The sequence below is a fragment of the Luteimonas colneyensis genome (assembly GCF_014836665.1).
Lineage (GTDB): Bacteria > Pseudomonadota > Gammaproteobacteria > Xanthomonadales > Xanthomonadaceae > Luteimonas > Luteimonas colneyensis.
The window spans coordinates 830402-849731 of record NZ_JACSQJ010000001.1 but is presented as its reverse complement, the minus strand read 5'-3'; the positions used below and the strand labels follow the sequence as shown (position 1 = coordinate 849731).

At 70.2% G+C, this 19330-nt stretch carries 18 protein-coding genes and 1 tRNA gene; 15 read left to right on the top strand and 4 right to left on the bottom strand.

From position 1 onward, the window contains the following. Positions 1-15 precede the first annotated feature (15 nt). The 15 genes from H9645_RS03985 to H9645_RS03915 all read left to right on the top strand — a co-directional run bounded on the left by H9645_RS03985 (position 16) and on the right by H9645_RS03915 (position 14106). The gene (locus H9645_RS03985; protein ID WP_191728386.1) at positions 16-423 is read left to right on the top strand and encodes a TrbC/VirB2 family protein; all 408 of its coding nucleotides are present in this window, start codon (positions 16-18) and stop codon (positions 421-423) included. Then, positions 416-721 carry a VirB3 family type IV secretion system protein gene (locus H9645_RS03980; RefSeq protein WP_191728385.1) on the top strand — a complete coding sequence of 102 codons (306 nt, stop codon included), beginning with the start codon at positions 416-418 and terminating at the stop codon, positions 719-721. The genes H9645_RS03985 and H9645_RS03980 overlap by 8 nt, the downstream gene beginning before the upstream one ends. Next, the gene (locus H9645_RS03975; RefSeq protein ID WP_191728384.1) at positions 718-3171 is read left to right on the top strand and encodes a VirB4 family type IV secretion/conjugal transfer ATPase; all 2454 of its coding nucleotides are present in this window, start codon (positions 718-720) and stop codon (positions 3169-3171) included. Before H9645_RS03980 ends, H9645_RS03975 begins: the two co-directional genes overlap by 4 nt. A gap of 20 nt (positions 3172-3191) precedes the next feature. Further along, positions 3192-3929 (top strand): hypothetical protein, encoded by a 738-nt coding sequence (locus H9645_RS03970; RefSeq protein ID WP_191728383.1) that lies wholly within the window; start codon positions 3192-3194, stop codon positions 3927-3929. Between the two features lie 10 nt (positions 3930-3939). Then, positions 3940-4944 (top strand): TrbL/VirB6 family protein, encoded by a 1005-nt coding sequence (locus H9645_RS03965; RefSeq protein WP_191728382.1) that lies wholly within the window; start codon positions 3940-3942, stop codon positions 4942-4944. 228 nt (positions 4945-5172) lie between these two features. After that, complete coding sequence (gene thrS / locus H9645_RS03960) at positions 5173-7077, top strand: threonine--tRNA ligase (RefSeq protein WP_191728381.1); 1905 nt, start codon at positions 5173-5175, stop codon at positions 7075-7077. Between the two features lie 51 nt (positions 7078-7128). Further along, positions 7129-7689, top strand: a complete 561-nt coding sequence (infC, locus tag H9645_RS03955) for a translation initiation factor IF-3 (RefSeq protein WP_191728380.1) — start codon at positions 7129-7131, stop codon at positions 7687-7689. Positions 7690-7927: 238 nt separating this feature from the next. Next, the gene (gene rpmI, locus H9645_RS03950) at positions 7928-8125 is read left to right on the top strand and encodes a 50S ribosomal protein L35 (RefSeq protein WP_055249161.1); all 198 of its coding nucleotides are present in this window, start codon (positions 7928-7930) and stop codon (positions 8123-8125) included. A 13-nt stretch (positions 8126-8138) separates the two neighbouring features. Beyond that, positions 8139-8498 (top strand): 50S ribosomal protein L20, encoded by a 360-nt coding sequence (rplT, locus tag H9645_RS03945; RefSeq protein WP_133000809.1) that lies wholly within the window; start codon positions 8139-8141, stop codon positions 8496-8498. A 201-nt stretch (positions 8499-8699) separates the two neighbouring features. Then, positions 8700-9710: a phenylalanine--tRNA ligase subunit alpha gene (gene pheS, locus H9645_RS03940; protein WP_191728379.1), complete on the top strand. Its 1011-nt coding sequence runs from the start codon at positions 8700-8702 to the stop codon at positions 9708-9710. Positions 9711-9753: 43 nt separating this feature from the next. After that, positions 9754-12126 (top strand): phenylalanine--tRNA ligase subunit beta, encoded by a 2373-nt coding sequence (gene pheT / locus H9645_RS03935; protein ID WP_191728378.1) that lies wholly within the window; start codon positions 9754-9756, stop codon positions 12124-12126. 13 nt (positions 12127-12139) lie between these two features. Beyond that, positions 12140-12442, top strand: coding sequence for an integration host factor subunit alpha (locus H9645_RS03930; protein WP_189496773.1), 303 nt, complete (start codon positions 12140-12142; stop codon positions 12440-12442). Continuing rightward, entirely contained in the window at positions 12435-12791 is a 357-nt protein-coding gene (locus H9645_RS03925; protein WP_189496771.1) for a MerR family transcriptional regulator, read from the top strand. The genes H9645_RS03930 and H9645_RS03925 overlap by 8 nt, the downstream gene beginning before the upstream one ends. A gap of 66 nt (positions 12792-12857) precedes the next feature. After that, positions 12858-12934, top strand: a tRNA-Pro gene (locus H9645_RS03920). Positions 12935-13041: 107 nt separating this feature from the next. After that, positions 13042-14106 (top strand): TraB/GumN family protein, encoded by a 1065-nt coding sequence (locus tag H9645_RS03915; RefSeq protein ID WP_191728377.1) that lies wholly within the window; start codon positions 13042-13044, stop codon positions 14104-14106. 18 nt (positions 14107-14124) lie between these two features. Here H9645_RS03915 and H9645_RS03910 read toward each other — a convergent pair whose 3' ends face one another. The 4 genes from H9645_RS03910 to H9645_RS03895 all read right to left on the bottom strand — a co-directional run bounded on the left by H9645_RS03910 (position 14125) and on the right by H9645_RS03895 (position 19296). Beyond that, on the bottom strand, positions 14125-15228 hold the full coding sequence (locus H9645_RS03910; RefSeq protein WP_191728376.1) for a diguanylate cyclase domain-containing protein: 1104 nt from the start codon (positions 15226-15228) through the stop codon (positions 14125-14127). Between the two features lie 72 nt (positions 15229-15300). Continuing rightward, the gene (gene dxs / locus H9645_RS03905) at positions 15301-17217 is read right to left on the bottom strand and encodes a 1-deoxy-D-xylulose-5-phosphate synthase (RefSeq protein WP_191728375.1); all 1917 of its coding nucleotides are present in this window, start codon (positions 17215-17217) and stop codon (positions 15301-15303) included. A gap of 67 nt (positions 17218-17284) precedes the next feature. Further along, a complete protein-coding gene (locus H9645_RS03900; RefSeq protein ID WP_191728374.1) occupies positions 17285-18481 on the bottom strand; it encodes a hypothetical protein in 1197 nt (398 codons plus the stop codon). A 158-nt stretch (positions 18482-18639) separates the two neighbouring features. Beyond that, positions 18640-19296, bottom strand: coding sequence for an HNH endonuclease (locus tag H9645_RS03895; protein ID WP_191728373.1), 657 nt, complete (start codon positions 19294-19296; stop codon positions 18640-18642). Positions 19297-19330 lie beyond the last annotated feature (34 nt).

The following is a 19330-nucleotide window of genomic DNA, read 5'->3' as shown; positions in this document are numbered from 1 at the left end:
ACGCAAGGACGCATCATGGACACCCGCACACACCGTAGCCGCTCCATCCGCTCCATCGGCCGCCATGAACGCCGCCGGCCCGGCACGCGCATCGCGACCGGAGGCCTGGCCGCCACCTTGGCCGCCGCGCCCGCCACAGTCCTTGCGCAGGCCTTTGGCGGCGCCGACGCCAAGGTCTGCGGCTTCTTCGACAACGTCAACGGCCTGCTCAACATGGCCTCGATCGCGGTGGTCACCATCGCCATCATCTTTGCCGGTTACCAGATCGCCTTCGCGCACAAGCGGATCTCGGACGTGGCTCCGATCCTGGTCGGGGGTCTGCTGATCGGCGCGGCGGCACAGATCGCGCGCATGCTGCTCGGACCGGAGGCGGGCGAGTGCACGGCGATGCTCGACGCCGTGCTGCCCGTGTTCCATGCGTAAGGACGTGCTGTTCCGCGGCTGCACCCGGCCGGCGATGTTCTTGGGGGTGCCTTACGTGCCGTTCTTCATCGGCGCCGGGGCCTGCCTGTTGCTCGCGGTGTACGTGAACCTGCTGCTGCTGGCGCTGATGCCGCTGGTGATCCTCGGCATGCGGCAGATGGCCAGGCGCGATGAGATGGTCTTTCGGCTGTTGGGCCTGCGCTGGCAGGTCCTCGCCAGGGTGCGGAATCGCGGGATCCGCGGGGGTGACTGGTCGTTCTCGCCGATCGCAGGCCGTGCGCCCGGAGGGCGCGGATGAATGCCCAGGTCGCCGACGCCGCGGTTGCCGGCTTCGTGCCGCTGTCGAGCCATGTCGCCAGCGACGTGGTCAAGACCACCGGGGGTGACTACCTCGTCGCGTGGCGGCTTGCCGGGCTGCCGTTCGTCGGTCGTGAGGAGTGGGACCTGGAGCACCGGCACGCCACCTTCAACCGCATGCTGCAGACGCTGCGAGCACCGGATTTCGCCAACGTCGCGTTCTGGACCCATGACATCCGCAGGCGTGGGCGCATCGAAGGGGGCGGACGCTTCGCAGGCGTCTTCAACCAGGAACTCTCGGACGCCTACTTCCGCAAGCTGGAAACGCAGGATTCGCTGCAGAACGAGCTCTACCTGACCCTGCTTTACCGGCCCGTGGTTGCGGGTCGCCGCCTGGCCGAGCGGTCCGCCGATCTGGACAGGCTGGCCGCGGCGGAGCAGCAGGCGGTCGGCCGGGTGCGCGAGCTTGCCGGCAACGTCGAAGCGGTGCTCGGGGACTACTCCCCGCGGCGCCTCGGCATGTACGACCGGGACAACGGGGTCGCGTTCTCCGAGGTGCTGGAGCTGTATGGCTACATCCTCAACCGCCTGGACGAGCCGGTTCCGGTGCTGCCCGCGCCGATCGCCGACTATCTCTCCGTGAGCCGGCATACGTTCTCGGCACGGACCGGCGATTTCGTCGTCGCGCTTCCGGACGGCGGCCACGAGTACGGGGCCATCCTCAACATCAAGGAGTACACGGACGCCACCTGGCCCGGAATCCTCAACGGACTCAAGTACCTCGGCTTCGAATACGTGCTCACCCAGTCCTTCAGCCCCATGGGCCGGCAGGACGCACTGCGGGTGCTCGACCGCACGAAGGGAATGATGGTGTCCTCCGGCGACCGCGCGGTCAGCCAGATCGCCGAGCTCGACCAGGCGATGGACCAGCTCGCTTCGGGGAACTTCGTGCTGGGCGAGTACCACTTCTCGCTGGCCGTTCATGCCGCCACCCAGGACGCGCTGTCCCGGCACGTCGCCGAGGCCCGCGCGGAGCTCTCGAACGCCGGCTTCGTGTCCGCGAAGGAGGATCTTGCCGTCGCATCGGCGTTCTATGCCCAGCTTCCCGCCAACTGGCGCTACCGGACGCGCCTGGCCAACGTCAGTTCGCTGAACTTCCTCGGACTCTCGCCGCTCCACAACTTCGCCAGCGGAAAGCGCAGGGGAAACCCGTGGGGCGACTGCGTGACCACGCTGCAGGCCAGCAACGGCCAGCCCTACCACTTCAACTTCCACGCCACGCATCCCGGCGAGGATTCGCTGGGCGAGAAGGCGCTGGGCAACACGCTCGTGATCGGTAAGTCCGGCACCGGCAAGACGGCCCTGGTGAACTTCCTGCTGGCGCAGTCGCAGAAGCTCGATCCCGCCCCGACGGTGTTCTTCTTCGACAAGGACCGCGGGGCCGAGATCTTCGTGCGCGCCTGCGGCGGCAACTACCTGGCGCTGGAGAACGGCCGGCCGACCGGCTTCAATCCCCTGCAGTGCGAGCGCAGCGACGCCAATGCCCAGTTCCTGGCGGACCTGGTGAGACTGCTCGCGGGCAAGCCGGCGTACACCGCGCGCGAGGACGAGGACATCTTCCGCGCCATCGCCGGCCTGCTGGACACGCCCATGCACCTGCGCAGCATGGCCAACCTGCAGAAGAGCCTGCCCAACATGGGCGACGACGGCCTCCACGCGCGCCTGCGCAAGTGGACCGCGGGCCACAGCCTGGGCTGGGTATTCGACAACCCGGTGGACACGATCGACCTGTCGCGCTCGAACATCATCGGTTTCGACTACACCGACCTCCTGGACAACGCCGAGGTCAGGGTGCCGGTGGTGCGCTACCTGCTGCACCGGCTGGAAGGGATCATCGATGGCCGTCGGCTGGTCTACGTGATGGACGAGTTCTGGAAGATCCTGGACGGCGGCGGCGCGCTGAAGGAGTTCGCGCGCAACAAGCAGAAGACCATCCGCAAGCAGAACGGGCTCGGGATCTTCGCGACGCAGAGCCCGGAGGATGCGCTGGCCAGTGACATCGCGGCCGCACTGGTCGAACAGACCGCGACGCTCGTGCTGCTGCCCAATCCCAACGCCAGCCGCCGGGACTACGTGGAAGGACTGAAGCTCACCGAGGCCGAGTACCGCGTCGTCGTCTCGCTCGACGAACGTTCGCGGAGCTTCCTGGTCAAGCAGGGGCACGCGTCGGCCGTCTGCAGGCTCGACCTGGAGGGACTGGACGACATCCTTGCCGTGATCTCGGCCTCCACGGACAACATCGCGGTGATGCACGAGGTGGTCGCCGAACAGGCGGCCGAGCGGGGCGTGGCGCCGGACGCGCTGCGCCCGCAGGACTGGCTCGGGGCGTTCCAGGCGCGACGCAAGGGCAGGCGGCCATCCGGGACCGCCGACGGACACGGCGGCAGCTGATTCAACCCAGGGAGAGGGACATGGACGACAGGGAAGTCGCAGGGGCAGGGACGCCCCGCCTGCGGGTGGCGGGGCTGGTGCTGGGCGTGTGCGTCGGGCTGGCGGCGTGGCCGGCGTCCGCGCAGTGGGCGGTGGTGGATATCCCGCACACCGTCAAGACCGCGCTGGGCTGGGTGGCCCAGTACCAGCAGATGATCGAGGACTACAAGCGGCAGGTCGAACAGCTGCAGACGCTGGACAAGCAGTTCGAGCAGGCGCTGGTGACCGGCGAGGCCTATGCGGGCGGCAGCAGCCACCGCGAGAACTTCCAGCAGGTCGAAGAGGATGCCGGCGTCGACGAGCGTTGTGGAACGGCATCGCCGAAGAATCCAAAGGGCGTGGAGCTGCACGCCTACTGCGTGTCCATCGTGCGCACCGAGAACCGCCGTTTCAACGCACTGGTGGCGATGCTGGACGACGTGAACGAGCGTGACCGGGAACTCCGCGAGGCCTATGCCGAGCGCGGCGGGATCCAGCCGGAGGAGGAGGGCAAGCTCGCGTCCAACACCAATCGCATCCTCTCCATCCAGGGCCAGCTGCAGAACGACGTCCAGAGCGGCGAGCGGTTGATGTCGGCCTACGACACCGCGTTGCGCGCGCTGCGCGACAACCATGTCCGCGTGGCCAACGAGGCCCTGGAGGGTTCCGGAGCGGGCGCGGTCGCGCAGGGCGTGATGCTGAAGCTTGCGCTTAGGGCCGCCCGCGAGCGGGACCGGTAGGGGCGCGGGCGTGGCGATCGAGAGCGTGGCCTGGCTGGCGGTGGCCGGAATGGACTGGGCGCAGGCCCAGGGCCTGCCCAACATGGTCTTCTTCCAGGAGATCAACGGTTTCCTCGATGCCGAGATCGGCGAGTTCGCGGGGAACCTGCTGGGCCGCGTGGTGACGGTCGCCGGCAGCGCGGCGCTGACCCTGCTCACGTTCTGGATCCTGGTCCAGGGCTATCGCATCGCCACGGGGTTGTCCCGGGAGCCGATGATGGCGCTGGTGGGGGATGCGCTGAAGGCCGTGCTGGTGATCGGCATCGCGACCGGCGCGGCGGCCGGCGCGGGCTCGACATACCGCGTGCTCACCGACGGACTGGGAGAGGCCGTGTCGCAGATGGTGACCGGAGACGAAGAGGGCGGCGCCTACGAGGACATCGACCAGGTGCTGGCAATCATGCAGGTCGCGCTCCAGGTGATCGATTCCATCGACGGCGGCGGCGACCTGCTCACCGAAGAGCGCAAGTCGCGCGCGATGTGGTTTGCAGGCGTCGGGCTCGGCGGTCCGGCAATCATCGCCGCGGCCATGCTGCTGTTGAACAAGGTGGCCATCGCGCTGGTGGTGGGGCTGGGGCCGCTCTTCATTCTTTGCCTGCTGTTCCGGGCCACGCGCCAGCTGTTCAGCAAGTGGCTGTACTACGGGCTGGGGACGCTGTTCTCGCTCGCACTGCTGACGGTGATGGTGACGCTGGCCCTGGACATGCTGATCGCTGTGGGCCTGGCGTTCTGGGTGGCCGACTGGCTCACCGGCGCGCCGCAGGAGAGCCTGGTTTCGATGGCGATGCAGCAGGGAGGCATGGGCCTGATCCTGACCATGCTCATCGTCAGCGCCCCGCCAATGGCGGCGATGTTCTTCAACGGAGTGCTGGGCCAGTTCTCGCCCTACAACGCGGTCGGCGTGGCGACCGGCGGCGGTGCGGCCCCGCCGCCGGGTTCGGGGCTGCCACCCGGCGTGGTCGGACGCGGCGGCTGAGATTCCGGGTTCCGTCCGGCCGCCGGGTTTCGGCTAGAATCGGGCCGCATCCCCGGGAGACAGGTGGCCCGCGCCAACGCGCCGGCCGAGCGTGCGACATGGACACTACCTCCGCCCATTGCTGATCCCGCCCGCGGCCGATTCCGGAAGGCGCCCGCGTGGCGCCTTTTTCATGCCCACGGGCGCCGGCCAAGGCCACTGCCCGAACCCACCAGACACCCCACCGCCATGATCACCATCACGCTCCCCGACGGCAGCCGCCGCGAGTTCGACGCCCCCGTCACCGTCATGCAGGTCGCCGAGTCCATCGGCCCGGGCCTCGCCAAGGCCACCGTGGCCGGCAAGGTCGACGGCCGCCAGGTCGACGCCTCCGACCTCATCGACCACGACGCCAGCCTGCAGATCCTCACCCCGAAGGACGCCGAGGGCGTGGAGATCATCCGCCACTCCTGCGCGCACCTCGTGGGCCACGCGGTCAAGCAGCTCTACCCGGACGCCAAGATGGTCATCGGCCCGGTGATCGAGGACGGCTTCTACTACGACATCTGGCGCGCGCAGCCGTTCACGCCCGACGACATGGCCGCGATCGAGGCGCGCATGCGCGAGCTGATCGACACCGAATACGACGTCATCAAGCGCATGACCCCGCGCGACGAAGTCATCGAGACCTTCAAGGCCCGCGGCGAGGACTACAAGCTGCGCCTGATCGACGACATGGGCCCCGAGGTCACCGCCATGGGCCTGTACCACCACCAGGAATACGTGGACATGTGCCGCGGCCCGCACGTGCCCAACACGCGCTTCCTGAAGGCCTTCAAGCTGCTGCGCACCTCCGGCGCCTACTGGCGCGGCGATGCCAAGAACGAGCAGCTGCAGCGCATCTACGGCACCGCCTGGGCCGATGCCAAGCAGCTCAAGGCCTACGTGCAGCGCATCGAGGAGGCCGAGAAGCGCGACCACCGCCGCATCGGCAAGCAGCAGGAGCTTTTCCACCTGCAGGAAGAGGCCCCGGGCCTGGTGTTCTGGCACCCCAAGGGCTGGGCGCTGTGGCAGGTGGTGGAGCAGTACATGCGCGGCGTCTACCGCGCCAGCGGCTACGGCGAGGTGCGCTGCCCGCAGATCCTCGACGTCAGCCTGTGGCAGAAGTCCGGCCACTGGGACAACTACAAGGAGAACATGTTCTTCACCGAGTCCGAGAAGCGGACCTACGCGGTGAAGCCCATGAACTGCCCGGGACACGTGCAGGTCTTCAACCAGGGCCTGCACAGCTACCGCGACCTGCCGATCCGCTACGGCGAGTTCGGCAGCTGCCACCGCAACGAGCCCTCCGGGGCGCTGCACGGGATCCTGCGCGTGCGCGGCTTCACCCAGGACGACGGCCATGTGTTCTGCACCGAATCGCAGATTGAGCAGGAGGTCACCGACTTCCACGCCCAGGCGATGAAGGTCTACGCCGATTTCGGCTTCACCGACGTCCAGGTCAAGCTGGCCCTGCGCCCCGAGTCGCGCCTCGGCGACGACGCCACCTGGGACAAGGCGGAGGCCGCCCTGCGCGGCGCGCTGTCGGCCGCCGGCGTGGAGTGGCAGGAGCTGCCGGGCGAGGGCGCCTTCTACGGCCCGAAGATCGAATACCACCTGCGCGACGCCATCGGCCGGACCTGGCAGCTGGGCACGATGCAGGTCGACTTCATGATGCCGGGCCGCCTGGGCGCCGAGTACGTCGACGAGAACAGCGCCAGGCGCACCCCGGTCATGCTGCACCGCGCCATCGTGGGCTCGATGGAGCGCTTCATCGGCATCCTGATCGAGCACCACGCCGGCGCCTTCCCGGCCTGGCTGGCCCCGGTCCAGGCGGTGGTGGCGAACATCACCGACGCCCAGGCCGACTGGGCCGCCGAGGTCCGGAAAACCCTTGCGGATCAAGGGCTCAGGGTCGAATCGGATTTGCGCAACGAGAAGATCGGCTATAAGATCCGCGAGCACACGCTTGCGCGCGTGCCGTACCTGCTCGTGGTGGGGGACCGCGAGAAGGAACAGGGCGCGGTCGCCGTCCGCACGCGTGCAGGGGAGGACCTGGGTTCGATGCCGCTGGCCGATTTCACGGCCCGCCTGCACGCGGAGCGGGGTCCCTGAGTATCATGTAGCCCGGTGCCTGCCATGCGGCAGGCGCCTTGGGTCCCGGAAATGGGCCCAGCCAGAAGTGCCACCCACGGAGATCGCAATATCAGTACCCCGGACAAGCAGAACCGCAGGAACCTCGAAATCCGCGTCCCCCGCGTACGCGTGATCGGCTCGGATGGCGAGATGGTCGGCGTGCTTTCGCGCGACGAGGCCATCGCCATGGCCGAGGAAGAAGGACTAGACCTTGTCGAGATCCAGCCCAACGCCGATCCGCCGGTCTGCAAGATCATGGACTTCGGCAAGTTCCGCTTCGAGGCGCAGAAGCGCGCCAACGAGGCCAAGAAGAAGTCGAAGCAGGTCGAGATCAAGGAAGTGAAGTTCCGCCCGGTGACCGACGAGGGCGACTACCAGATCAAGCTGCGCAAGATGCGCGGGTTCCTCGAGGAAGGGGACAAGATCAAGGTCAACATCCGCTTCCGTGGCCGCGAGATGAGCCACCAGGAGCTCGGCCGCGGCATGGCCGCGCGCATCGAGGCCGACCTGGGCGAGGACATCGTGATCGAGTCCCGGCCGCGCCTGGAAGGCCGCCAGATGGTCATGATGATCGCGCCGAAGAAGAAGTGAGCCCGCGCGCCGCCCGGCGCGCATGGGTCGCCCAGGCCGCCCGAGCCCCCTGATTTGCAGACAGAACCCCATGCCGTGCATAATGCGCGGCTCGGTCCGCATGCCTTGTGCATACGGACCGGTTGGACCCGCCACGGCGCCCCTGGGGCCGCGGCCATCAAACCGGCAAGGGCAGGACGGAAAGCGTGGCGCAGGCCACCGCCCGGGCCAGTAGCGAAGCACCGACAAGGACACAGCAATGCCCAAGATCAAGACGCATCGGGGCGCGGCCAAGCGCTTCCGGAAGACCGCTTCCGGCAAGTACAAGGCTGGCCACGCCAACCGCAGCCACATCCTGACCAAGAAGGCGACGAAGCGTAAGCGCAACCTCCGCCAGACGAACCACATCCCGGCGTGCGACTCCGGTCGTCTCGACCGCATGCTGCCGTATCTCTGAGGAGGACTGAACCATGGCACGAGTCAAGCGTGGCGTGCAGGCGCGCCGTCGTCACAAGAAGGTCCTCAAGCAGGCCAAGGGTTACTACAACGCGCGCCGCAAGGTCTTCCGCGTTGCCAAGCAGGCCGTCACCAAGGCCCTGCAGTACGCCTACATCGGCCGCAAGCAGAAGAAGCGGAATTTCCGCTCGCTGTGGATCACCCGCATCAATGCCGCGGCCCGCATCAACGGCATGAGCTACAGCCGCTTCATGAACGGCCTGATGAAGGCCGGCATCACCCTCGACCGCAAGGTGCTGGCCGACATCGCCGTGCACGACGCGGCGGGTTTTGCCGCGCTGGCCGAGAAGGCGAAGGGCGCGCTCGCAGCGTAAACCTGCCCGGCGCCGTCCTGCCGACGTTGTGGGAGCAGCTACGGCTGCGACCGGCAATCCGGCGAGAACGGGGTCGCAGCTGTAGCTGCTCCTACAGGAGCGCTAGGCGGAAAGAGGCAGTCGATACACGCATGGGGAAGGGCGCAAGTCCTTCCCCATGTTTCGTTTACGGCCCGGGAAAGGGCCCCCGATGGTGCTCCGATGACCGAGATCGAATCCATCCGCGAGCAGGCGCTCGCCGATATCGCCGCAGCCGCGAGCCCCGACGCCGTCGAGGGCCTGCGCGTGGCGCTCCTGGGCAAGAGCGGCAGCGTCACCGCGCAGCTGAAGTCGCTGGGCGCGCTGCCGGCCGACCAGCGCAAGGCCGCGGGCGAAGCCATCAACCGCTCCCGCGACGCTATCGGCGAGGCGCTGGCCGCGCGCAAGGCAACGCTCGACGCCGCCGCGCTCGACGCCCGCCTGGCCTCCGAAACCATCGACGTGACCCTGCCGGGCCGCAACGGCGAAGCAGGCGGCCTGCACCCGGTCAGCCGGACCATGGAGCGCATCGCCGACATCTTCGGACGCCTGGGCTACGAGCTCGCCGACGGCCCCGAGATCGAGGACGACTGGCACAACTTCGAGGCCCTGAACTTCCCGCCGCACCATCCGGCGCGGGCCATGCACGACACCTTCTACTTTCCCGACGGGCGCCTGCTGCGCACCCACACTTCGGGCGTGCAGGTGCGCTACATGCAGGACCTGCTTGCCCGCGGCGGCCAGCCGCCGCTGCGCATGATCGCGCTGGGCAAGGTCTACCGCAGCGACTCCGACCAGACCCACACGCCGATGTTCCACCAGTGCGAGGGCCTGCTGGTCGACGAGCACGCGAGCTTCGCCGACCTCAAGGGCACGCTGTCGGAATTCGTCCGCGCCTTCTTCGAGCGCGACTTCGAGATGCGCTTCCGCCCGAGCTACTTCCCCTTCACCGAGCCCTCGGCCGAAGTCGACATCGCCTGGGCGCAGCCCGACGGCAGCACCCGCTGGCTGGAGGTCCTGGGCTGCGGCATGGTGCATCCGAACGTGCTGCGCGCGGTCGGCATCGACCCCGAGCGCTACAGCGGCTTCGCCTTCGGCCTGGGCGTGGAGCGCTTCGCGATGCTGCGCTATGGCGTCGACGACCTGCGCAGCTTCTTCGACAACGACCTGCGCTTCCTGCGCCAGTTCGCCTGACGCGCCAGCGTCAGTCCTTCGACCCTGACAACCGGGTGTTGCGATGAAATTCTCCGAGAACTGGCTGCGCCAGCACGTGCCGACCACGGCCACCCGCGACGGGCTGGCCGCGACCCTGACCGCGATCGGCCTGGAGGTCGAAGAGGTCACGCCGCTGGGCGAGGCGCTGGACGGCGTGGTGGTGGCGCGCATCGTGTCCGCCGAAAAGCATCCCGAGGCCGACCGCCTGCAGGTTTGCCAGGTCGATGCCGGGGCCGCGGGCATGCTGCAGATCGTCTGCGGCGCGCCGAACGCGCGCCCCGGCCTGGTCGCGCCGCTGGCGACCATCGGCACCACCGTCGGCGAGCTCACGATCAAGGCCGCGAAGCTGCGCGGCGTCGAATCGAACGGCATGCTGTGCTCGGCGAAGGAGCTCGGCCTCGACGCCGACGCCTCGGGCCTGCTCGAGCTGCCCGGCGACGCGCCCCTCGGCGCGCCGCTGGCCGGTTACCTCGGCCTGCCGGACGCCAGCTTCGAACTCAAGCTCACGCCCAACCGCGCCGACTGTTTCGGCATCCGCGGCATCGCCTTCGACGTGGCCGCGGCCTGCGGTGGCGAAGTGGCCGCGCTCGACGCCGCGCCGGTTCCGGCCGCCAGCGAGGCCACGGTCGACGTGCGCCTGGAGGCGGGCGCCGACGCCCCGCGCTACCTCGGCCGCGTGATCGAGGGCGTCGACGCCGCCCGCGCCACGCCGGCGTGGATGGCCGAGCGCCTGCGCCGCAGCGGCGTGCGACCGGTCTCGCTGCTGGTGGACGTGACCCAGTACGTGATGCTCGAACTCGGCCAGCCGATGCACGCCTACGACCGCGGCCTGCTGAAGGGCCCGGTGGGCGTGCGCCGCGGCCGCGCCGGCGAATCGCTGAAGCTGCTTGATGGGCGCGAGGCCGCGCTCGACGACGGCTTCCTGGTGATCACCGACGCCGACCGCCCGGTCGGGCTGGCCGGCCTGATGGGCGGCCACGACACCCGCGTGACCGATGCGACCCGCACGGTTTTCCTCGAGGCTGCGCACTTCGCCCCGGCCGCGATCATCGGCCGCGGCCGCCGCCTGGGCCTGCACACCGATGCCGGCCACCGCTTCGAGCGCGGCGTCGACCCGGAGCTGCCGCGCACCGCGATCGAGTACGCCACGAAGCTCGTCCTCGACATCGCCGGCGGCTCGCCGGGTCCGGTCACCGAGGCCGTGCTGCCCGAGGCGCTGCCGCGCCCGGCGAAGATCGTGCTGCGCCGCGCCCGCCTCGCCCGCGTGCTGGGCGTGGACATCGCCGATGCCGAAGTCGAGCGCATCCTGCGCGCGCTGGGCCTGGGCGTGGAGGCCACGGCCGAAGGCTGGACGGTCACCGCCCCGACCCGCCGCTTCGACCTCGCGATCGAAGAGGACCTGGTCGAGGAAATCGCGCGCATCCACGGCTACGACGCCATCCCGACCACGCTGCCCGGCGGTGCCACGCGCCTGGTGGCGCCGACCGAAGGCCGCGTGCCCGAGCGCGACCTGCGCCGCGCGCTGGCCGGACGCGGCTACCTGGAAGCGATCAACTACGCCTTCGTCGACGCCACGCTGCTCGCGCGCTGGCAGGCCGACGAGGCCCTGGTGCCGCTGGCCAACCCGCTCAGCGCCGAACTCGGCGTGATGCGTCCGCGCCTGCTGCCAGGGCTGGTCGACGCGCTGGCGCGCAACGCCGCGCGCCAGCAGGGGCGCGTGCGCCTGTTCGAACTCGGCAAGGTGTTCAGCGCCCGGGCTGGCGAAGCCCCGCTGGAAACCCCGCGCATCGCGGCCGTCGCCAGCGGTGACGCCCTGGCGGAGCAGTGGGGCGTGCCCGCGCGCCGGGTCGACTTCCACGATCTCAAGGGCGACCTCGAGGCACTGGCCGCGCTGTCGGGTGCACGGCTGGAGTTCCGCGCCGCCGCGCCGTCGTGGGCACATCCGGGGCGCGCCGCCGAGGTGCTGCGCGACGGTAGCGTGGTGGGTGCGATCGCCGAACTCCATCCGCGGCTTCAGCAGGCGCTCGACCTCGACCATCCGGTGGTGGCCTTCGAGCTCGACCTGACCGCCATCACCGCGCGCGCGCTGCCGCGGGCGGGCACGCTGTCGAAGTTCCCCTCGGTGCGCCGCGACCTCGCGTTCATCGTCGCCGACAGCGTGTCCTGGGGGGAGCTGGAAGCGACCGCCTCGGCGGCGGCCGGCCCCTTCCTGAAGGCCCTGCACCTGTTCGACGTCTACGCCGGGAAAGGCGTGGAAACAGGATTCAAGAGTGTCGCCATGGGCTTGATTCTGCAGGACGCATCGCGCACGCTGGTCGACCGCGACGTGGATGCGGTGGTGGCCTCGGTCACCGATGCCGTCGCGGTCGCGCATGGAGCGCGGATCAGGGGCTGAGGAGACTGGCGGCATGGCGTTGACGAAGGCTGAAATGGCTGAGCGGCTCTACGTGGAGGTCGGCCTGAACAAGCGCGAGGCGAAGGAGTTCGTCGACGCGTTTTTCGACGCGCTGCGCGAGGCGCTGCAGGGCGGCCGCCAGGTCAAGCTGTCGGGCTTCGGCAACTTCGACCTGCGCCGCAAGAACCAGCGCCCCGGCCGCAATCCCAAGACCGGCGAGGAGATCCCGATCTCGGCCCGTACCGTGGTCACCTTCCGCCCCGGCCAGAAGCTCAAGGAACGCGTGGAAGCGTACGCGGGAGGCACCCATGCTTGACCCCGGCAGCAACCGCGAACTCCCGCCGATCCCGGCCAAGCGCTACTTCACCATCGGCGAGGTCAGCGAGCTCTGCGACGTCAAGCCGCACGTGCTGCGCTACTGGGAAACCGAGTTCCCCAGCCTCAGCCCGGTCAAGCGCCGCGGCAACCGCCGCTACTACCAGCGCCACGACGTGCTGATGGTGCGCCAGATCCGCGGCCTGCTGTACGAGCAGGGCTACACCATCGGCGGCGCGCGCCTGCGCCTGGAGGGCGAGGACGCCCGCCAGGAATCCGCGCTCAGCACCCAGATCGTCCGCCAGGTGCGGATGGAGCTGGAGGACGTGCTGCAGCTGCTGCGGCGCTGAGCACGGTGAAAGTTTCGATGCCGCGCGGCTCCCATCGGGGCGCCGCGGCGGCTATAATTCTCCGACCGGGGTATAGCGCAGCCTGGTAGCGCACTTGTCTGGGGGACAAGTGGTCGTCGGTTCGAATCCGGCTACCCCGACCATCTCGAACACGAAGCCCGCCTCGCGCGGGCTTCGTGCTTTCCGGCGCCGGGAACCTTCGGGGCGCGCCGTGTTCCAACCGCGTCATCGCCCTCAGGGAGAGTGGAGCATGCGGGGAAGGCAGGCGGGAATCATCGTGCTCTTGGCGTTGTGCAGCGCGACCGCCACCGGCGCGCGCGCGGTGCCGCCTGCGGCCGCCGCGACGGCGCGGCCAGCCATCGTGGGCGGGGAGGAGGGCTCCGGGGCTGCCCCGGACCGGGGCATCGTCGACCTTGACGCCATGGTGGTGTCCGGTGCCCAGCCGGGTCCGGGCATGTGGAAGGTGCGCAAGGGCGACCATGTGCTGCACATCCTCGGCACGGTATCGCCTCTGCCGAAACGCATGGACTGGAGTTCCGCCGACGTCGAGGCCGTGATCGCCGGCTCGCAGGTCGTGATCGGGGCGCCGTCGATCGCGGTCGATGCCGACGTCGGGTTCTTTCGCGGCATGGCGCTGGTGCCGGCGATGCTCCGCGCCCGCAACAACCCGGGCAAGCGGCCGCTGCGCGAGGTGGTGTCGCCCGAGCTGTACGCGCGCTGGGAAGTCCTGAAGGCGCGCTACATGGGTCGCGACCGCGGCGTCGAGAAGCGCCGGCCGCTGCTGGCCGCGCAGGCGCTGTACGAGGCGGCGCTCGACAGGTCCGGGCTGCGGATGGGCGGCGTCGTCGGTCCCGTCGTGCGCAGGGCGCGCAAGGCTGGCGATGTCCCGCTGGTCGAGACCACGGTGCGGCTGACGGTGGAGGACCCCAAGGCGGTGCTCAGGGAGTTCGCCGAGAGCGACCTGGCTGACCGCGAATGCTTCGCCGGCACCATGGACCGGATCGAGACCGACCTCCACAACATGCGTGCGCGAGCCAATGCCTGGGCGGTCGGCGACATCGACGGGTTGCGCGCGTTGCCCTACGAGAACCACTACGCGAGCTGCCAGGAGGCGCTGACCGGCAGCGCGCTGGCGCGGCGGCTCGGCATCGCCGACCTGCCGCGCCGCGCCGGCGAAGCCTGGCTGGAAAACGTGGATGCGGCGCTGGCCGAGCACCCGTCCAGCTTCGCGATGCTGCCCATGCACCAGCTGCTCGGCGCGGACGGGATGCTGGAGAAGCTGGCGGCCCGTGGCTATGCCATCGAGGCGCCCTAGGGACGCCTGCGGCCGACCTCAGCCGGTCGCGCCCAGTGCCTCCCCCGGCGACAGCACCAGGCGATTGCGGCCGCCGCGCTTGGCCTCGTAGAGCGCCGCGTCCGCCTCGTGGATCCAGTCCTCGATGCGCGCGTGCCCGCGGTCCGCCAGCGCGATGCCGATGCTCACGGAGTGCCCGTGGCCCGGCGCCTCCGCGAGCACGATCGCCTCGACCGCGGCCCGGTAGGCTTCGGCCAGCCGGGCGGCCTCCCCGAGGCCGGTGGCGGGACAGACCACTGCGAACTCGTCGCCGCCATAGCGGCCGGCGATGTCGCCCGGGCGCAGCAGCGCGCGCAGCGCGGCACCGGCGGCCCGCAGCAGGGCGTCACCGGCAAGGTGGCCGCTGGCATCGTTGACGCGCTTGAAGCCGTCCACGTCGATGAGCAGCAGGGCCGCAGGGCGATCCAGTGCGTGGACGTCGTCGAGCGCCAGGGCGGCGTCGCGCTCCCAGTGGCCGCGCAGCGCCAGGCCGGTGACCCGGTCGACGCGGCCGAGCAGGTCGAGCTCGCGGTTCTTCTGCACCACCTTGCGCACCAGCTGCTGCCGCCCGAGGCTGACCAGTCCGGTGTGGATCAGCAGCATCGGCAGGCAGGCCAGGATCACCGCGGTGCTGGAGGTCGGCTCGAAGGCGAAGCCGGTGGCCAGGCCGCCGGCCAGCAGGGCGGCCAGGGAGACCGGAAGCGTCCGGCGGAAGATCCCGGGCACGTCGGAGTTGACCTTGTCGGCGGCCGACAGCGCCACCAGCAGGACGCTCGGCAGCAGGTTGAAGTGCAGCAGTGGCACCCAGAGGGCGGCGATCGCGGAATCGGCCAGCAGGTTTCGCTGTTCGGCCTTGAACGGATCGGCGCTCCGCTTCGCGAGCTGGTAGGCGAGGTGCGGCCAGGCCAGGCCGGTGAGCGCGCACAGGATCCAGCGCAGCGGCCCGGCCTGAAGTTCCCAGAGCACCATCGCCATCGCAAGCGCGCCCAGTCCCATGCCGAGCATGCGATAGCGGTAGATGCGCCTGGGCAGCGCGGCGCGTGCGCGTGGCGAGCCGAAGACCGTCGCCTGCGAGGCTTCCGTGCCCGATGGTCCTGTCTTCACTGGCCCTCCCCCCGGTCGGCCGCCCGGCAGCGGCGCGCCGGATGCCGGGAGTATAGACGCAGGGGAGCGGTGTCAGCCCGCCGCGCTGCGCGCACCGGCCGCGTCCGCCTGGCCGGCCTGCGGCCAGCGTTCGAGCACGGCGGCGCGGATCCCCGCGGCGTCGATGCCGGCTTCGGCCAGCAGGTCCTCGCGGCTGGCATGGTGCTGGAAGGCGTCGGGCAGGCCGAGGTGCAGCACCGGCAGCAGCACGCGCTCGGCGGCCAGCAGCTCGGAGACGCCCGAGCCGGCGCCCCCGGCGACCACGTTGTCCTCGGTGGTCACGAAGCCTTCGTGCGTGCGGGCGAGTTCCAGCACCAGGTCGCGATCGAGCGGCTTGACGAAGCGCATATTGACCACGGTGAGGCCGAGTTCGGCGCCCACCGCCTCGGCAGCCGGCACGGTGGCGCCGAACGCCAGCAGCGCGATGCCCGTGCCCTGGCGGCGCAGCTGTGCCTTGCCGATCGGCAGGGGGTCGAGCGAAGCGTCGATCGCGGTGCCGGGGCCGCTGCCGCGCGGATAGCGCACGGCGGCCGGGCCTTCGAAGCGGAAGCCGGTGGACAGCATCTGCCGGCACTCGTTCTCGTCGGCCGGCGCCATCACCATCATGTTCGGGACGCACCGGAGGAAGCTCAGGTCGAGGTTGCCGGCGTGGGTGGCGCCGTCGGGGCCGACCACGCCGCCGCGGTCGATCGCGAACAGCACGTCGAGGCCCTGGATCGCGACGTCGTGCACCAGCTGGTCATAGCCGCGCTGCAGGAAGGTCGAATAGATCGCGACCACCGGCTTGGCGCCTTCGCAGGCCATGCCGGCGGCGAGCGTGACCGCGTGCTGCTCGGCGATGGCGACGTCGAAGTAGCGCTCCGGGTACTCCTTCGAGTAGCGCACCAGGCCCGAGCCTTCGCGCATCGCCGGGGTGATGCCCATCAGCTTCGGTTCGGCGGCGGCCATGTCGCACAGCCAGTCGCCGAAGACGTCGGTGTAGGTCGGCTTCTTCACCGCGCCGGGCTTCTTCACCACGCCCTGGTCGGGGTCGAAGGGGGAGACCGCGTGGTAGCCGATCTGGTCGCCCTCGGCGAGCTCGTAGCCCTTGCCCTTGGTGGTGATGACGTGCAGGAACTGCGGACCCTTCAGGCCGCGCACGACCTTCAGCGCCGAGACCAGCGCCTTCATGTCGTTGCCGTCGATCGGGCCGGTGTAGTGGAAGCCCATTTCCTCGAACAGCGTGGACGGCAGCAGCATGCCCTTCCAGTGCTCCTCCCAGCGGCGCACGAAGCGCGCGGGCGGGCCGTTCCGGTCGCCGAGCAGCTTCTTGCCGCCTTCGCGCAGGGCGTTGAGCGTCTGGCTGCCGGTGGCGCGGCCGAGCATCTTGGTCAGGCCGCCGACGTTCTCGCTGATCGACATCCGGTTGTCGTTGAGGATCACCAGGATGTCGGGCTCGGGCTCCATGCCGCCGGCGTGGTTCAGCGCCTCGTAGGCCATGCCCGCGGTCATCGCGCCGTCGCCGATCACGGCCACCACGCGGCGGTCGTCGCCGGCGCGCGCCGAGGCGATCGCCATGCCCAGCGCGGCCGAGATGCTGGTCGAGGAGTGGCCGACGCCGAAGGTGTCGTACTCGCTCTCCTCGCGCTTGGGGAAGGGCGCGACGCCGTCCTTCTGCTTGACGGTGTGGATGCTGTCGCGGCGGCCGGTCAGGATCTTGTGCGGATAGGCCTGGTGGCCGACGTCCCAGACGATGCGGTCGCGGGGCGTGTCGTAGAGGTAGTGCAGGGCGGTGGTCAGCTCGACCACGCCCAGGCCGGCGCCGAAGTGGCCGCCGCTGCGGCCCACGGATTCGATGAGGTAGGCGCGCAATTCGTCGGCGATCGCGGGCAGCTCCGCTTCGTCGAATTCGCGGAGGCGGGCCGGGCTGTCGATGCGCGCGAGGCGCGGATGGCGCGTGGAGTCGATCATCCGCGCATTGTAAGACGGTGCGGCGTACCGCGGCGCATGTACGCCGCCGGGCGGCCTCCGACCCTGTTCAGCGGTTGCGCAGGCGGCCCAGCAGTCCGCCGCGTGCCTTCACTGGTTCCTCGGCCACGGGCGGCGCCTCGACCACGGGTTCGGCGAAGCCGGTGGCGAGATTGGCGTTGATGAAGTCGGCAACGTCGGGTTCGGGCACGCCGCTGGCCTGCGCGATCTCCGGCAGCGTCGCCGGACCCTTCATCATCTGCGTGGCGATGCGGAAGTGGCGCGGGTATTCGCGCTCGGTCTGCGGCCACTTGTTGAGCTGGAAGCGGTCGGAGGCGCTGAATCCGGGCAGCAGTTCGCCCTTGCCCGCGAGCAGGCCGCCCAGCCAGCGCAGGCGGGACAGCGGCTGCGGGGCACCGGCGGCCGCGGATTCGCGCAGCCAGGTGGCGTCGTCGACCTTCTCGAGTTCGTCCCGGGCGATGACGCCTTCGAAGCAGCCGGCCACCGGCTTCAGCGCCGTCGGTCCGTGCCAGGTGTCGGTGCCCGCATCGATGAGCAGCACGGTGCCATCGGCGCCGCGGCAGCGCACGCGCCCGGCAAGCACGCCCGGCCGCAGCCAGGCGGCCAGGTCGCGTCCGGCGTCGACGCCGGCGGGCGGGGACTGCGGTTCCGCTTCGTCCTTCGCGACGGCTGCGTTCGCGGGCCCGGACACCGGGGCTGCAGCCACGGCCTCGGGAACGCCGGCTTCGCGAGCGTCGGGTTCGACTGCGGCGGGTTCGACTGCGGCGGGCTCGGACTCCGCGCGGGTCGCTTCCGACGGACCCGGGACGGGCTCGGATTCGGGCCCTGCTGCCGACGGAGAGACGGACGCGGCTTCGGACGACGTGGCCGGCGCGGGCTCGGCAGCCGGAGTGGCCGACACGGCCGGGCGCGCTTCGCCAGCGGCCTGCAGTCCGATGCCGGTGCTGCGCGCCACGTCGACCAGCAGCTGCATCAGCTGCTCCACGTCGAAGGGGCGGCCGAGCCGGAAGTCGGTCTGCGTCCGCGGCGCTGAGGTCAGTCCGATCACGTGGCGGCCAGCGGCGTGCAGCCGCAGCCAGCTCATCGGACCGTACATGCTGTCCATGTCGACCACGACGTGGCCGGCCTCCGCGTCGGGGACCAGCGACCAGTGACCGCCGAGGCGCGCGTTGGCTTCCTGGAAGGCGGCCTTGAGGGCGGCTTCGGTGGCTGGATCCATCCCGGTCAGGCCGAGGGTCAAGGACATCGCGCGGCATTCCCGACGGTGGTGAGTCGGGGAGTGTTGCGGAGGCCGCCACCTGCGTCAACGCGCGCTGGACGGCACTTCCGGCTTCTATGCGTCACCTGCTGCGGTGTTTGGTGACGCGTGTCGCGATCGCACTGCGAACTGCTGCGCTGCGACTCTCAGTGTCCGCGGCGCTTCGGCAGCTGGCTGGACAGGAACGCCATCTGGTCGGCCAGGATGTTGCGGTTGGAGAGGATCAGGTGCTCGATCCAGCTCGGGCGGTACGGCACCGCCAACAGCGGCATCGAGGCCTGCGTGGGCGTCCGGTTGCCCTTGCGCGAGTTGCAGGCGAAGCAGGCGGTGACCACGTTCTCCCAGATGTCGGCGCCGCCGCGCGAGACCGGATGCACGTGGTCGCGGGTGAGCTGCTGGCGGGGGTGGCCGCGCCCGCAGTACATGCACAGGTGCTGGTCGCGCGCGAACAGCGCGCCGTTGGTGAGCGCCGGCGTGGGGTCGATGGCCCGGGCGTGGGCCTGGCCGCGCGCGGCCACGATCGGGTGGAGTTCGACCAGGCTGCGCAGGCCGGTCGCGCGGCTGGTGCCGCCGCGCACCGCCAGGCAAGGCTGCCCGAGGGTCCAGGCCACCGCGCCGCGCACGTAGAGGCAGGTGGCTTCCTGCCAGCTCATCCAGTCGAGGGCGCGCCCGTGCGCATCCAGGGCCAGCAGGCGTACGCGTCCCAGCGCCGGGACCCCCGTGCCGGCCACCTGCCGGGACGCCGGCGCTGCCGGGGGTTCCATGCCGCTGACAAGGCGTAGCCGCGCTCTGTCGGGTTCCATGGGAACAACAGCTTATACGCCCATGGTGACAGCT